Below are 13,245 nucleotides of genomic sequence, written 5' to 3'. Positions count from 1 at the left end.
GTCTGCCGTAGCGCGAGGCTTCGTAAGGGAGCATAGGGGGCGCAAGGCGGGCAGCAGAGTGCCCGCCGGTCGGTTCTAGCTGTCCAGCTTGGCGCGCAGTTCCTCGGCTTCGCGGCGGGCGTCGCGCAGCCCCTCCATTGCCGCGCGCAGCTCGGCTTCGGACTGATGTAGCTGGTTTGTCAGCTCGGCCTCGCGATGTTCGATATAGGCCAGCGCACGGTCGCGCGTGTCCTCGGCCTCATGCAGCGCATGGGCCATCTGTTCCAGTTCGCCCATATCCGCTTTGCTTACACGGGTCAGGCGGTGCAGAAGCCAGCAGGCAAACCACCCCAGGCAGAAAGCCAGAAACAGGATGATGGCGGTCGCAAAGACGAATTCGGTTCTGTTCATGTGATATGTTCCCGCAGGCTCTTGCCCAGTCAGTTCTTTGAAGTCTTGAGGTCGGCCGGACGCAATTTGGGTTTGCCCGGGGATTTCGCCGCCGGAGCGACAGGGATCGTGATCTGCGGATCCTGAGCCGCATCGCTGGAGGTGTCGGCGGTGCCGCCCACCTGATCGGCCTGTGCCTCACCCTTGCTGGCCTCTTCGACAATCGGCGTGGTGGCGCTGGCCGTGGCTTCGGGCAGCGGCTCGCCGGTTTCCAGAGGCTGCTCGTCCAGCAGGACGAACTCGATGCGGCGGTTGGCTTCGCGTCCGGCTTCGGTGCCGTTATCGGCAATCGGCTGGGTCTCGCCATAGCCTTTCGCCGTGAGATTGCGCACCGGGACCCCGCGCGCGGCCAAGGCTTCCAGCACGGCATTCGCACGGTCGCGCGACAGGGCCATGTTCATTTCGTCGCGGCCCTGACTGTCGGTATGGCCGTCGATTTCCAGCTTGTAATCCTCGCAGTTATGATAGGCCTTGGCGAGCGCTTCCACAGGGGTTTCGCCTGCCGCATCGATTTTGGCCGAACCCGGCTCGAAGGTGATCTTCTGCGCCGACAGCACATTGTTGAGCCGCGTCACGCATTCCTGCCCCGAGGGCAGGCCCAGCACCGGATCAAGACGCCGGTCATAGCGCACCGAGAGATCGATCCGTGCCGCTTCCCCCAGCCGCTTGGACAGCAGCCGCGAAATCTCGTCGCTGGCCTGTGCATTGCCCGAAATGCCCGACACCCGCAGGATATCGGGCCGCACGGTGATCTGCCCGCTATTGAGCTGGTCCAGCGCGGCAAGCCCCGCCATCATCCGCACGCCCCAATCTGCGGGCAGGCTGTCATCGACGCGGGTCGCCCCCGACACATCCTTCGAGCCGAATTGCGCACGGGCATAGTTCTCGACCATGTCGCGCTGCATCGCATTGGTCACCCGTCCGCGCAGCACCACCTTGCCCGAGGCATCGCGTGCGGCCGAAAACTGGGCAATCTGGGCCTGCACCTGTTTGGGCTGTTCATGGATCGAATGCAGCGAGAACACGTCGGGCAGGTTGGTTTCCAGATCGGCCACCGCCTGATCGAAGGCATCGTTGCCGACGCTTGCAGGGACATCCAGCGCGATATCGGTATCGGAATAGGTAATGGTGCCCGCGCCCATCTGACCGATGGCGGCAATCCCCATCGCGGCGGCATCGGCCCATTCGGTCGAGGGCACGCCCATGCCCACGGTGCAGCCCAGATCGCCTTCGGCCCCCGCTTTGCGCGCGGCGGCAAGGATTGTGGTTTTGGCGCGGTCGGTATCGGCCGAGCAGGCATCGAAACGGGCACCCTCGTCATCCTTGATGAAGCGCAGCGTGAACGGGGTGATCACCGGACGCGGGGCCGAGATGTTATAGCTTAGATCCAGCCCGTCGGGTTTGCGACGGTTCAGCGCGGTTTCGATGTCGGATTTCTCGCGCTTGGAGGCGGTGATGGCGGTCACCGAGACCTTGCCGGCCTCGACCGAGATCTTCGAATGCGGCAGGGTGCGCAGCGTCTCGACGGCGAAGTTATAGGCGGTGTTCCAGCCCTTCGGCACGGGGTAATCGGCCACATCCAGCATATCGACCACCTCGCCGCCCTGCGTGAACGAGGCCACGGTGGACATCAGGGCCTTGCGGTCGGTGGTGCTGGGCACCAGCCCGATGAGCGAGACGCCATCATCATTGCGCAGGATTTCAAGCGAGAAATCCGGCGCGGTCAGGTCTTCGGTCTGCACCACATCGGTATTGTCGCGGATGCGCGAGGCTTCCACGACGGAGCTGATCACGGTCATGGTGCGCAGGCGCTCGGCTTCCGAAGGGGCGGTGCCGCTGACCAGAACCTGCAACCCGTCGGTGTCGATTTTCGCCCAGCCATGCCCCGAGGTCTCGAGGGCGATACGGATATCGGACTTGGTGCGTTTCTCGATCACTGTGGCCGAGCCGCCCGCAACAAGGGCCGAACAGAGGAGTGCGGCGCCAAAGGCGGTGGCGGTCAGGATCTTGCTTCGCATGCGGTCAGCTCTCCGAGGTCAGAAAAGGGATGCCGGTTCCTTACGGTGTGGGCGGGGTTCTCGCAATCCGTAGGGACGCGCGCAAGCTTACACAATCGCGCCAACGGCGAAAAATAGCGCAGCAAACAGCCCTGCCTTCTGGGCACGGCGGAAAAGTTTCAGGCACAGGTCGGGGTTGTCGATATCAAGCTGCCACAGCTGCCATCCCATATGCGCGGCAAAGACCAGCGGCCCGCACAGGCAAAGCAGAAGCTGTCGGCCCGAGGCCCCATTGGGCAGAAGGGCTGCCAGAACCGCCAGCACCATCAGCGTGGTGGCAATCACAAGAAAGCCCAGCAGATATTGCGGCGTCTTCTCGGCAAAGAGGCGGGCGGTGGATTTTACCCCGATCAGCACGTCGTCTTCCTTGTCCTGATGGGCGTAGATCGTATCGTAGAACAGTGTCCAACTGATCCCGCCGACATAAAGAAGCACGGCAGGCAGCCCGAGGCTGCCGGTATGCGCGGTCCATGCCAGAAGTGCGCCCCAGTTGAAGGCCAGCCCCAGAAAGACCTGCGGCCACCATGTGAAGCGTTTGGCAAAAGGGTAGACCGCCACAGGCGCCAGCGACAGCACGCCCAGCCAGATGGCGGCGGCGTTGAAGGTCAGCAGGATCAGGAGCGAGATCAGGCATTGCACCACCGCCCAGACCAGCGCGCCCTTGGCCGAGATCTGCCCCGAGGGGATCGGGCGCGAGCGGGTGCGCGCCACGGCTGCGTCGAATTTGCGGTCGGTGATGTCGTTCCACGTGCAGCCCGCGCCGCGCATCAGGAACGACCCGATGGTGCAGCCGATCACCAGCCAGAGGTCCCACCAGACAAAGCCTCCCGTCGCATTGGCGGCCAGCGCGATGCCCCAGAAGCAGGGCATCAGCAAAAGCCATGTGCCGATCGGGCGGTCGGCGCGGCTGAGACGCAACAGCGGGCGCAGGCGGGCAGGGGCGCGGTGATCGACCCAGTTGCCATCATAGGCGTCATAGACGATACCGTCTGCCTCTGGAGTTTTCCGCCCACCGATCATAGATTTGCCTCATGCAACGCGCCAAGATACGTCTTCATGTAGATCATCCGCTGGGTCAGGGGCAAGTCATCGCCCTGACCGATAAACAATCACATTATCTCTTCGGGGTCATGCGCGAAGGGGAGGGCAGTGCTGTGGCGCTGTTCAACGGCCGCGATGGCGAATGGACGGCCACCGTCACCCGCGCCCATAAAAAGGCCGGAGAGCTGACCTGCGTTGAACAGGCCGCGCCCCAGCTGGACCCGCCCGACCTGTGGCTGCTTTTTGCGCCAATCAAGAAAGAGCGCACCGATTTCATCGTGGAAAAGGCGACGGAACTGGGCTGTGCCCGCATCCTTCCCGTGCAGACCGAATTCACCAATGCGGGCCGGATCAAACAGGACCGCGCGCAGGCCCATGCGATGGAAGCCGCCGAGCAATGCCTTGGCACCTATGTGCCCGAAGTCACCGAGATGCAGAGCCTGATGCAGCTTCTGCGGGGCTGGGACGATACGCGGCGTATCCTGTTTTGCGATGAAAGCCTTGTCGGCCCCGCCCAGACATTGGCTCAACTGACCCCCGGCCCCTGGGCGATCCTGATCGGGCCGGAGGGCGGCTTTTCTCCGGTCGAGCGAGATATGCTGCGCAGCCTCGATTATGTCACGCCGGTCAGCCTCGGGCCGCGCATCCTGCGTGCCGATACCGCCGTTTGCGCGGCGATCACGCTATGGCAATCCGCGCTGGGGGATTGGGGCTGATTACCCACCGTTCGAGCGGGCGGCGAAGTCTTTCCGTGCCCGCTCGATCGTGTCGTAATTCGCCTCTGCCCAAAGCCAGACGCCGCAGAAGGCCTTCGACAGCCCCAGCCCCAGCTCGGTCAGCCGGTATTCCACCTTGGGCGGCACCACTGGATAGACCTTGCGATTGACCAGCCCGTCGCGTTCCATCGCGCGCAGGGTCTGGGTCAGCATCTTCTGGCTGATGCCGGTGCAGGCGCGCGACAGCTCGCCAAAGCGGGCGCAGTCACGCTCGGTCAGGATCTCGATCAGGAGCATCGTCCATTTGTCCGCCACCCGCCCGATGATCTCTTCCACCAGCCGGTCCACCGCCGGATCGCAGGGCAGGGCGTTGAGGTCTTTGCGCAGATCATCGGCGGACATGGGCCATACTCTCTTTCGGGTAAGTATAAATCTTTCCGGTGCCTTCTTTCCCGAAGATAGCAGAAGCCGCATCTTGTTGCCAGCAAGGGAAAGGACAGACCATGAGCTTCATCAATCGCACCATCCTTATCACCGGCGGCAATTCCGGTATCGGTCAGGCGCTGGCCGAGGCATTGCAGGCCGCTGGCAACCGGATCATCATCACGGGGCGCAAAGCGGACAGCCTGCAGGCCACTCTGGCGCGCAATCCCGATATGGCGGGCTATCACCTCGATGTCACCGACGTGCAGGCGGTCGCGGCATTCGCGCCTCAACTGCTGGCCGAGCATCCCGATCTGGACACGGTGATCGTGAATGCGGGCATCATGGAACCCGAGGACTATACCGCCGATCCGGTCCGCCTTGATGTGGCCCATCGCACCATCGCCACCAATCTGACCGCGCCGATCCAGCTTGCGGCCCTGCTGCTGCCGCATCTGCGCGCGCAGCCGCATTCCGCGCTGGTCACCGTGTCATCGGGGCTGGCCTTTGTGCCAAAGGCGGCGACGCCGGTCTATTCGGCCAGCAAAGCCGCGATCCATTCGTGGTCGCAATCGCTGCGTCACCAACTGCGCGATAGCCCGGTGCGCGTGCACGAGATCGCGCCGCCTCTGGTGGCCACCGAACTGACGCCGGGCCAGTCGCAGGTTGCCGCAGCCCTGCCGCTTGCACAGTTCATTCAGGAGGTGGTTGCCCAGATGACCGCAGCAGAGGTGCCAGACGAGATCTTGGTCGAGCGGGTGCATTTCCAGCGATTTGCAGAGGCCGAAGGCCGCTATGAGGCGGCTTTTGCCACGATCAACGGCTGATCACCCCTCAAGGTAGCGGCGGAAATTCTCCAAGATCGCCTGCCAGCCCATCTGCTGCATGGCGACGGGGTTTTGTGTCTCGGGGTCAAAGCAGGTGGTCACGGTGGTGCGGCCTTGCATCGCTTCGAAGCAGGTGACCGCCTCGCGCCCGTCATCCATGCGGATGGCCAGCCGATGGGGCGGGGTGACCTCGGTATAGGTTGCGCCGAACGCGAAGGACAGGCTGCCGTCCTTTGCGGCCATCTGCGACACGACGCGCCCGCCGACGCGCAGATCGACCTCGGCCTCGGGGCAGTGCCAGTCGGGTGTGGCGAAGTTCCAGTGTGGAATCCGGGTGGCGTCGGTATAGGCGGCCCAGACGGTCCCGACAGGGGCGTTGATTGTGGTGGTGACGGTGATCTTGTCCATTCATGCCTCCGCGAACAGGGGGCTGCGCGCCATCGGGCGGGCAGGAGCCTGCGCAAATGGTTGCATTCCGGCAGGACCCAAGCAAGAGTTCCGTGACTATCTCTCAGCAGGCCCCTGCCATGATCCGTCCCGAACTCCGTCACGCGCTGGCGCGCCATTCCGAAGTGCTGCTGGCGCTTGTGCCTCTGGGCTTGGGGCTATGGCTGTGCCGGCTGGGCGGCTGGGTGCTGCTGCCTGCGGGGCTGGCGCTGGTGGCGGCGGCCGTGGCCTGGGCGGTGGTGGCCTGGCGCAGGCTGCGCTTTGCCCGCGATGTGGGCGCGCCGGGCGTGGTGGAGATCGACGAGGGCCAGATCGGCTATTTCGGCGCGGGGCGTCTGCTGGGCGGGCAGGTGGCGCTGCGCGATCTGGCCGAGATCCGGCTGTTGCATCTGAACGGTCGCCATCTGTGGCGGCTGAAGACCGCGGACGGGCAGGCGCTTCTGATTCCCGTCGATGCCGCAGGGGCGGCGCAATTATATGACGCCTATGCCAGCTTGCCCGGAACCGACATGCGGGCGATTTCCGCGGCATTGGATCAGCGCGTGACCGCACAGGTTTTATGGAAACGTGCATCAGGATAGACTGTCATTGCGCTTGACTTGATCGCGTAATCGTCACACCTCTTGCCCTTCCAAGGGCCACAATGAATTAGGAGCGTCCATGTCCATTCCGCAGCAGGGCGGTGGCCCGATCGAAGATTTCGCGCAGCTTGCCGCCTATATGGCCGAGGGTGAAAAGCCCAAGGATGCATGGCGTATCGGCACCGAGCACGAGAAATTCGGCTATTGCGAAAAGGCCCAGAAGCCGCTGCCCTATGAGGGCCCCTGTTCGATCAGGGCGATGCTGGAAGGGCTGCGCGATACCTATGGCTGGACGCCTGTCGAAGAGCAGGGCAATATCATCGGCCTCACCCATAATGGCGCCAATGTCAGCCTTGAGCCGGGTGGCCAGCTGGAGCTTTCGGGCGCGCCTTTGGAGACCATCCACCAGACCTGCGACGAGGTGAACCAGCACCTGCGCGAAGTGCAGAGCATCGCCGATAAGATCGGCGCGCGGTTCATTGGGCTGGGCGCGGCCCCGCAATGGTCCGAGGCCGAGATGCCGATGATGCCCAAGGGCCGCTACCGGCTGATGACCGACTATATGGACAGCGTCGGCACCATGGGCAAAACCATGATGTACCGGACCTGCACGGTTCAGGTGAACCTCGATTTCGCCTCCGAGGCCGATATGGTGCAGAAGATGCGCGTGGCGCTGTCGCTACAGCCGGTGGCCACGGCGCTGTTTGCCAATTCGCCCTTCCTTGATGGCAAGCCCAACGGGTTCAAATCATGGCGTGCCAATGTCTGGCAGAACCTCGATGAGGCGCGCACCGGCATGCTGCCCTTCGTGTTTGAAGAGGGCTTCGGCTATCAGGCTTGGGTGGATTATGTCCTCGATGTGCCGATGTATTTCGTCTATCGCGACGGCAAATATATCAACGCGCTTGGCCAGTCTTTCCGCGACTTCCTGAAGGGCGAGCTGCCCGCGCTGCCGGGCGAGAAGCCGACGCTTTCGGATTGGGCCGACCATATGACCACCGTCTTCCCCGAGGCGCGGGTGAAGAAATTCATCGAGATGCGCGGGGCCGATGGTGGCCCGTGGCGCCGTCTTTGCGCTTTGCCTGCCTTCTGGGTGGGGCTGACCTATGACCAGTCGGCGCTGGATGCGGCATGGGATCTGGTGAAGGGCTGGGATCACGAGACCCGCGAAGGGCTGCGCCGTGCGGCGGCGAAAGATGCGCTTCAGGGCGAATATAACGGTATCAAGCTGCATGATCTGGCGCGTGAGGCGGTTGCAATCTCGCGTTCGGGGCTGAAATCCCGTGCCAAGCCCGGCTCGGGCGGGTTGGTGCCGGATGAAACCCATTTCCTGAACGCGCTGGAAGAAAGCGTGGATTCGGGCCGCGTACCTGCCGATGAGCTGCTGGAGAAATACCACGGCGAATGGCAGGGCGATCTGTCCAAGATCTACAGCGAGTATAGCTACTGATTTTCGGTTGAACTCTCTGTGATAATCCGATCAAAGGGCGCGGGGTATTTTCCCCGCGTTTTTTTTTGTCGGAGTTTGACATGCAGAATTTCATGATTTCCTCTTACCGGAAACTGGTTGCGCTTATTATCGTTCTTGGAATGATCGGCGTTGTCATCTCGGCTGTCGCGCAGGCCTATCTGCTGTCGGCAAACCCCTATGGCGGTGGCGGTGGCGCTGGCATGGCGATTCTGGCCTTTATCGGCATCCTGATTGGTGGCGCGCTCTATGTCATCCTGATTGGCGGTGCGCTTTATGTGGGTCTCGGGATCTATGACAACACCAAGAAAATGGCCGAGCTTCTGGAAAAGCAGCTCGAGAAAACCTCGGCCTGAGAGACAGGCTCGGGAACAGGGCGCAGGCTTTCAGGCCTGCGTTTCCATTTGAACTGTCGAGGTCCGGAAGGAAAACCCATGCAGAACCTTGTCATGCGCGCCTATGCGGTGGCGCTCCTTCTGCTGGCGGTGCTCGGCTTTGCGATGATCGTCTTCTCGGCGGTGGATCTGTTGATGCGCGGATACCTGCCGCTGGTCTTTGTCGAAAGCCGGTTGATCGTTTCGACGATGACCGCCACCATCATTACGACGGTGCTGTATCTTGTGCTGTGGGTGATGGTCTGCGGCGCGCTCTATCTGGGGCTGGGGATATATGCCAACCTGCGTCGCTGTGCCAAGCTGTTAGAGGCTCTGGAGGCCCGCACGCCCTCCTGAGTGTCACGGCCCCAAGCGTTACGGCCCCAAGCGTTACGGCCCCAGGCGTTACGGTCGCGGTTCGGGGCCGAAACGGTTTGGCCCCGGACGGGTGCGGCCCAGCATGAACACGAACAGGATGATCTGTCCGACCGGCGGCAGGACATGCAGCAGAAGCCACCACCCGCTGCGGTCGATATCATGCAGGCGGCGCACCGAGACCGCCAGAAGCGGGATCACCACGCAGAGCGAGAAGAGGAACTCCAGCGGGCCACCGTTCGAGATGAACCATGCGCGCCCATTGCCCGCACCCATCGACAGCCCGCCGAAGATCAGGCCGTCAAGAAGGCTCAGGACAATGTTGGCCAAGAGGAAGAACAGGATGAACAGCCAGAATTCGCTGCGCGTGGCACGCCCCGAGAAATTGGCATAGTCCCGTGTCAGGCAGGTTCGGATGATGGTCTGGAAGCGCATGGGGAGCCTTCGGTGTTTTCCGCATAACGGCGGGACGAGGGGGCGGGTTCCCTGTTCCCTAGCCCTTCTTGCCGATCTTGGGTTCTGCGCCTTGGGCAAGGCGCGAGATATTCGCGCGGTGACGCCAGAAGATCAGCACCGCCAGCAGAGCCAACAGCAGCATCAGTTGACGTTCGCCCATCACAAGGGCTAAAGGCACGCTGAGCGCCGCCGAGACCAGCGCCGAAAGCGACGAGATACGGGTGACGATGGCTGTCAGCAGCCATATGCCGCAGGCGGCAAGGCCCAGCGGCCAGCACAGTGCCAGAACCGTGCCAAGGAAGGTCGCAACCCCTTTACCGCCACGGAATTTCAGCCAGACAGGGTAAAGGTGGCCAAGGAAGGCAAAGCCCCCCGCAAGCTGCTCGGCCAGCGGGTCGTTCAGGAAATAGCGCGCCAGCAGCACGGCAATCGCCCCCTTGCCCGAATCCAGCAGCAGGGTCGCCAGCGCGGCGGGCTTGTTGCCGGTGCGCAGCACATTGGTCGCGCCGATATTGCCCGACCCGATCTGGCGCAGATCTCCCAGACCGAAGGCGCGTGTGATCACGATACCGAAGGGGATCGACCCCAGAAGGTAGCCCAGCAAGGACACGAGGGCCAGAACGGCCGGAAGATGTTCGGTCACCGGAGGGCTCCTTCTTCGGAAAAGATGTGGCGTCAGGGGCGGCCTGACAGGGGGGGAGGCCTGACAGGGGGTCAGGCGCTTTGGGCTGTGCGGTCGAAAACTTTGCGGCCCGCCACGAAGGTTGCAAGTACTTTGCCCTCCATGCGCTGACCGTCAAAGGGGGTATTCTTCGATTTCGACTGCAATGTCCACCGGTCCAGCACGAAAGGTGCGTTGGGATCGAAAAGAACGAGGTCGGCAGGCGCGCCTTCCTGCATCCGCCCCTGTGCCAGCCCCAACCGTTTGGCGGGGTTGAGCGACATCGCGCGGAACAGTTGGGGCAGCGACACCGCCCCCGCGTGATAAAGCCGCATTGCGGCGGGAATGAAGGTCTCGAGCGCGACAGCACCAGAGGCGGCCTCTTCATAAGGCAGGCGTTTGGATTCCTCATCCGCCGGCGTGTGCATCGAGCAGATGATGTCGATCACCCCGTCTGCAACAGCCTGCGCCATTGCCAGACGGTCTTCCTCCGAGCGCAGCGGCGGGGTGAGTTTGAAGAAGGTGCGGTAATCGCCCACATCCAGCTCGTTCAGCGTGAGGTGGTGGATCGAGATGCCCGCCGTAACATCAAGGCCCGCCGCCTTGGCGCGGGCAAGGGAGGGCAGGGAACGGGCGGTGGTGATCTGGTCGGCGTGGTAGCGCACGCCGGTCATCTCGACCAGGGCCAGATCGCGTTCCAGCCCCATCCGCTCGGCCATCGGGGAGACGCCGGGCAGCCCGCGCAGCGAGGCGAATTTGCCCGAGGTCACCGACGCGCCTCTGGACAGGCCCGGATCTTGCGGATGGCACACCACCAATGCGCCCAGCGAGCGGGCATAGGTGAAGGCGCGCGACAGAACCTTGGTGTCGGTGGTGACATGGGTCACATCGCCAAAGGCCAGCGCGCCCGCATCCATGAGAAAGCCCAGCTCGGTCATCTCGCGGCCTTCGCGGCCCTTGGTCAGCGCCGCCATATGGTGGATGCGCACAGGGGCCTGCGCGGCGCGGCGGGTCACGAATTCCAGCGTCTCGGGGGTGTCGATGGCGGGGGTCGTGTCGGGGCGGGCGATGATCGTGGTCACGCCGCCTGCCGCAGCCGCAAGCCCTGCGGTGCGGAAACTCTCGCGGTGGCGCTCGCCCGGCTCGCCGATCTTCACGCCCAGATCCACGATGCCCGGCGCCAGATATTTACCGCCGCAATCGATCACTTCGGCACCTTTGGGTGCCGACATCTGGCCGATCGCCGCGATCTTGCCATCGTCAATGATGACATTGCCGGTGGTTTCGGTCAGCGCCTCGGGATCGATCAGGCGGGCATTTTCAAGAAACAGGGTCATGGGGTCACCTCACTGGCTGTGGCCTGCCCGGATCTGGCGGATCAGGTCGGAGACTTTTTCAGCGTCTGTAATATCGTGGAAATAGGCGGGAACGGCATCATGGACGGGCGTGTCATCCAGACGCAGGGTTTGCGGGCGGCGCTGGCGCGTGCCGATCTGCACCGAACTGGGATCGGCCTCGTCCAGACGTCCGGCGGCGTCATCGACAAAAAGCGAGAAGCGCGAGAGCTTGGCATTGGTGGCGGGGCCAGTGGCGATATAGGCGGCACGGTCGGTCAGCAGATAACGCTCGGCATGCGGGTTGCGGCGGATGGCGATGATCTGCCCCACCAGCCAGACCAGCGCGAGCAGGCCGAACACCACGGGCACTTCCAGATCCCGCCGGGCGGTGGCGAAAAAGGCGGTCCAGAGCACGGCGATGGCCAGCAAAAGGGCAGGCCCCCGTGCCTTGTTATGCAGCACCGACCCCATCCGCATACCCTGCCAGAGCACGGTTTCCTCGGCGGGGATGCGACCGCTCCACGGGGCGCCAAGGTGGCGATGCGGCAAGGAAGGGGTCAGGCGCGCCATCGTGGTCATGGCTGCGTGCTGGCCCGGCTTGCGCGGGCGGCCTCGATACGGGCGATGGTTTCCTGCGCATCGGCCATATGCTCGATGCGGAAGCGCCGCCCCTCGGTATTGATGATCTGCACATCGCCCAGAAACGGCACCATTTTCTGGATGTCGAGCAGCAGGATCGAACGTCCGCGCGGCCCGATAAGCCGCCGGTCGGTGAGACACCAGATGGTCGAGAAGACCCGACGATAGGCCATCATCATCCCGAAAAGCTGCGCCATCACGATCATGCCCAAGAGGGCCATCAGGTTCTGCCCCGAGGTGATCAGATTGCCGACAAACAGCGCCACGGCGAAGCTGGCCGTGATCCAGAATGCCTGAACCGAGAAGAACCGCCGCCGGTCCGCACGGAACACGGCCAGCCGTTGCTCCTGTGGGGCAAGATCGATGGCAGGGTCAGGCAGGGGGGCGGTCTCAGGCATAGGTGCCTTCATGACCTTCGCTGAGCGCACGGCCACGCTCGGCGCGCAGGTTGCGGGCCAGAAGGTCCATGCAGGCCTGACGCACGGCCACGCCCATCTCGACCTGCTCCTGAATGACCGAACGGTTGATATCGTCGGCGATGGTGCCGTCAATCTCCACGCCGCGGTTCATCGGCCCCGGATGCATGACGATGGCATCGGGCTTGGCGTAAGACAGTTTTTCGGCATCCAGCCCGTAACGGTGGAAATATTCGCGTTCCGACGGAATAAACCCGCCATCCATCCGCTCTTTCTGCAACCGCAGCATCATCACCACATCGGCATCCTGCAGGCCTTGGCGCATGTCCTCGCAGACCTCCACGCCCAGATCGGCCACGCCCGAGGGCATCAGCGTCGGCGGCCCGACCAGACGCACACGGTTTTCCATCTTGCCCAGCAGGATCATGTTGGAGCGCGCCACGCGGCTATGGGTGACATCGCCACAGATCGCCACTGTCAGGCGCGAGATCCGGCCCTTCTCGCGGCGGATGGTCAGCGCATCCAGAAGCGCCTGAGTCGGGTGCTCGTGCTTGCCGTCACCGGCATTGAGCACCGCGCATTCCACTTTCTGCGCCAGCAGATCCACCGCGCCCGAATTCTGGTGGCGCACCACCAGCAGGTCGGGATGCATCGCATTGAGCGTCAGCGCCGTGTCGATCAGCGTCTCGCCCTTTTTCACCGAGGAGGTCTGCATCGACATGTTCATCACATCCGCGCCCAAGCGCTTTCCGGCCAGCTCGAAGCTCGACTGCGTGCGGGTGGAATTTTCGAAGAACATGTTGATCTGGGTCATGCCCGCCAGCGCATCGGTTTTCTTGACCGTGCGGCGGTTCAGGTCGACATATTGCTCGGCCAGATCGAGAACGGCGAGAATATCTTCCTGAGAGAGATGCTCTATCCCCAGAAGGTGCCTTTGCCGAAACGCCATTGCAGCCACTCCTTATCCCGCGATGTTGGCGGGCTTATCGCAAATCAGA

Annotated in this window: 17 protein-coding genes; 6 read left to right on the top strand and 11 right to left on the bottom strand. The window is 63.2% G+C overall.

Annotation, left to right across the window (positions count from 1 at the left end; translation table 11 throughout):
• Positions 1-75 precede the first annotated feature (75 nt).
• From RPE78_RS04620 to ubiA, 3 genes are all read right to left on the bottom strand, one after another.
• A complete protein-coding gene (locus RPE78_RS04620) occupies positions 76-390 on the bottom strand; it encodes a hypothetical protein (RefSeq protein ID WP_339108329.1) in 315 nt (104 codons plus the stop codon).
• A 29-nt stretch (positions 391-419) separates the two neighbouring features.
• Positions 420-2,447: an OmpA family protein gene (locus tag RPE78_RS04615; RefSeq protein WP_339108328.1), complete on the bottom strand. Its 2,028-nt coding sequence runs from the start codon at positions 2,445-2,447 to the stop codon at positions 420-422.
• A gap of 87 nt (positions 2,448-2,534) precedes the next feature.
• Positions 2,535-3,506 (bottom strand): 4-hydroxybenzoate octaprenyltransferase, encoded by a 972-nt coding sequence (ubiA, locus tag RPE78_RS04610; RefSeq protein ID WP_406721351.1) that lies wholly within the window; start codon positions 3,504-3,506, stop codon positions 2,535-2,537.
• Positions 3,507-3,517: 11 nt separating this feature from the next.
• Here ubiA and RPE78_RS04605 point away from each other — a divergent pair, with 11 nt between their 5' ends.
• Entirely contained in the window at positions 3,518-4,243 is a 726-nt protein-coding gene (locus tag RPE78_RS04605; protein ID WP_406721350.1) for a 16S rRNA (uracil(1498)-N(3))-methyltransferase, read from the top strand.
• Here RPE78_RS04605 and RPE78_RS04600 read toward each other — a convergent pair whose 3' ends face one another.
• Entirely contained in the window at positions 4,244-4,645 is a 402-nt protein-coding gene (locus RPE78_RS04600; protein WP_406721349.1) for a winged helix-turn-helix transcriptional regulator, read from the bottom strand. It lies immediately after the preceding gene.
• A 101-nt stretch (positions 4,646-4,746) separates the two neighbouring features.
• On the opposite strand from RPE78_RS04600, the gene RPE78_RS04595 reads away from it, so the two are divergent.
• Complete coding sequence (locus RPE78_RS04595; RefSeq protein WP_406721348.1) at positions 4,747-5,493, top strand: SDR family oxidoreductase; 747 nt, start codon at positions 4,747-4,749, stop codon at positions 5,491-5,493.
• On the opposite strand, the gene RPE78_RS04590 is transcribed toward RPE78_RS04595, so the two are convergent.
• Positions 5,494-5,901, bottom strand: coding sequence for an SRPBCC domain-containing protein (locus tag RPE78_RS04590; RefSeq protein ID WP_406721347.1), 408 nt, complete (start codon positions 5,899-5,901; stop codon positions 5,494-5,496).
• 92 nt (positions 5,902-5,993) lie between these two features.
• Here RPE78_RS04590 and RPE78_RS04585 point away from each other — a divergent pair, with 92 nt between their 5' ends.
• The 4 genes from RPE78_RS04585 (at position 5,994) to RPE78_RS04570 (ending at position 8,720) form a co-directional block, all read left to right on the top strand.
• Complete coding sequence (locus RPE78_RS04585) at positions 5,994-6,521, top strand: hypothetical protein (protein ID WP_406721346.1); 528 nt, start codon at positions 5,994-5,996, stop codon at positions 6,519-6,521.
• 79 nt (positions 6,522-6,600) lie between these two features.
• Entirely contained in the window at positions 6,601-7,971 is a 1,371-nt protein-coding gene (locus tag RPE78_RS04580; RefSeq protein WP_339108321.1) for a glutamate--cysteine ligase, read from the top strand.
• An 80-nt stretch (positions 7,972-8,051) separates the two neighbouring features.
• Positions 8,052-8,345, top strand: a complete 294-nt coding sequence (locus RPE78_RS04575; protein WP_406721345.1) for a hypothetical protein — start codon at positions 8,052-8,054, stop codon at positions 8,343-8,345.
• Positions 8,346-8,423: 78 nt separating this feature from the next.
• Positions 8,424-8,720, top strand: a complete 297-nt coding sequence (locus RPE78_RS04570; RefSeq protein WP_406721344.1) for a hypothetical protein — start codon at positions 8,424-8,426, stop codon at positions 8,718-8,720.
• A gap of 48 nt (positions 8,721-8,768) precedes the next feature.
• Here RPE78_RS04570 and RPE78_RS04565 read toward each other — a convergent pair whose 3' ends face one another.
• The 6 genes from RPE78_RS04565 to RPE78_RS04540 all read right to left on the bottom strand — a co-directional run bounded on the left by RPE78_RS04565 (position 8,769) and on the right by RPE78_RS04540 (position 13,196).
• Positions 8,769-9,173, bottom strand: coding sequence for a DUF805 domain-containing protein (locus RPE78_RS04565; protein ID WP_406721343.1), 405 nt, complete (start codon positions 9,171-9,173; stop codon positions 8,769-8,771).
• A gap of 58 nt (positions 9,174-9,231) precedes the next feature.
• A complete protein-coding gene (gene plsY, locus RPE78_RS04560) occupies positions 9,232-9,837 on the bottom strand; it encodes a glycerol-3-phosphate 1-O-acyltransferase PlsY (protein WP_339108317.1) in 606 nt (201 codons plus the stop codon).
• 71 nt (positions 9,838-9,908) lie between these two features.
• A complete protein-coding gene (gene pyrC, locus RPE78_RS04555) occupies positions 9,909-11,192 on the bottom strand; it encodes a dihydroorotase (RefSeq protein ID WP_406721342.1) in 1,284 nt (427 codons plus the stop codon).
• Between the two features lie 9 nt (positions 11,193-11,201).
• Positions 11,202-11,771, bottom strand: coding sequence for a hypothetical protein (locus tag RPE78_RS04550; RefSeq protein ID WP_339108315.1), 570 nt, complete (start codon positions 11,769-11,771; stop codon positions 11,202-11,204).
• A complete protein-coding gene (locus RPE78_RS04545; RefSeq protein WP_339108314.1) occupies positions 11,768-12,229 on the bottom strand; it encodes a hypothetical protein in 462 nt (153 codons plus the stop codon). Before RPE78_RS04545 ends, RPE78_RS04550 begins: the two co-directional genes overlap by 4 nt.
• Positions 12,222-13,196, bottom strand: coding sequence for an aspartate carbamoyltransferase catalytic subunit (locus RPE78_RS04540; protein ID WP_339108313.1), 975 nt, complete (start codon positions 13,194-13,196; stop codon positions 12,222-12,224). Before RPE78_RS04540 ends, RPE78_RS04545 begins: the two co-directional genes overlap by 8 nt.
• Positions 13,197-13,245 lie beyond the last annotated feature (49 nt).

This window comes from Thioclava litoralis, assembly GCF_045278885.1.
Lineage (GTDB): Bacteria > Pseudomonadota > Alphaproteobacteria > Rhodobacterales > Rhodobacteraceae > Thioclava > Thioclava litoralis.
Note: the sequence above shows the minus strand (reverse complement) of the source record. Positions and strands in the feature narration are given on the sequence as shown.

Bases quoted from the DNA above. Each gene is read 5' to 3' on its own strand.
- RPE78_RS04545 (WP_339108314.1), bottom strand. From the start codon at position 12,229: ATGCCTGAGACCGCCCCCCTGCCTGACCCTGCCATCGATCTTGCCCCA.
- RPE78_RS04615 (WP_339108328.1), bottom strand. From the start codon at position 2,447: ATGCGAAGCAAGATCCTGACCGCCACCGCCTTTGGCGCCGCACTCCTC.
- RPE78_RS04605 (WP_406721350.1), top strand. From the start codon at position 3,518: ATGCAACGCGCCAAGATACGTCTTCATGTAGATCATCCGCTGGGTCAG.
- RPE78_RS04620 (WP_339108329.1), bottom strand. From the start codon at position 390: ATGAACAGAACCGAATTCGTCTTTGCGACCGCCATCATCCTGTTTCTG.
- RPE78_RS04565 (WP_406721343.1), bottom strand. From the start codon at position 9,173: ATGCGCTTCCAGACCATCATCCGAACCTGCCTGACACGGGACTATGCC.
- RPE78_RS04540 (WP_339108313.1), bottom strand. From the start codon at position 13,196: ATGGCGTTTCGGCAAAGGCACCTTCTGGGGATAGAGCATCTCTCTCAG.
- pyrC (WP_406721342.1), bottom strand. From the start codon at position 11,192: ATGACCCTGTTTCTTGAAAATGCCCGCCTGATCGATCCCGAGGCGCTG.
- RPE78_RS04580 (WP_339108321.1), top strand. From the start codon at position 6,601: ATGTCCATTCCGCAGCAGGGCGGTGGCCCGATCGAAGATTTCGCGCAG.
- RPE78_RS04570 (WP_406721344.1), top strand. From the start codon at position 8,424: ATGCAGAACCTTGTCATGCGCGCCTATGCGGTGGCGCTCCTTCTGCTG.
- RPE78_RS04590 (WP_406721347.1), bottom strand. From the start codon at position 5,901: ATGGACAAGATCACCGTCACCACCACAATCAACGCCCCTGTCGGGACC.
- RPE78_RS04600 (WP_406721349.1), bottom strand. From the start codon at position 4,645: ATGTCCGCCGATGATCTGCGCAAAGACCTCAACGCCCTGCCCTGCGAT.
- RPE78_RS04575 (WP_406721345.1), top strand. From the start codon at position 8,052: ATGCAGAATTTCATGATTTCCTCTTACCGGAAACTGGTTGCGCTTATT.
- RPE78_RS04550 (WP_339108315.1), bottom strand. From the start codon at position 11,771: ATGACCACGATGGCGCGCCTGACCCCTTCCTTGCCGCATCGCCACCTT.
- RPE78_RS04595 (WP_406721348.1), top strand. From the start codon at position 4,747: ATGAGCTTCATCAATCGCACCATCCTTATCACCGGCGGCAATTCCGGT.
- ubiA (WP_406721351.1), bottom strand. From the start codon at position 3,506: ATGATCGGTGGGCGGAAAACTCCAGAGGCAGACGGTATCGTCTATGAC.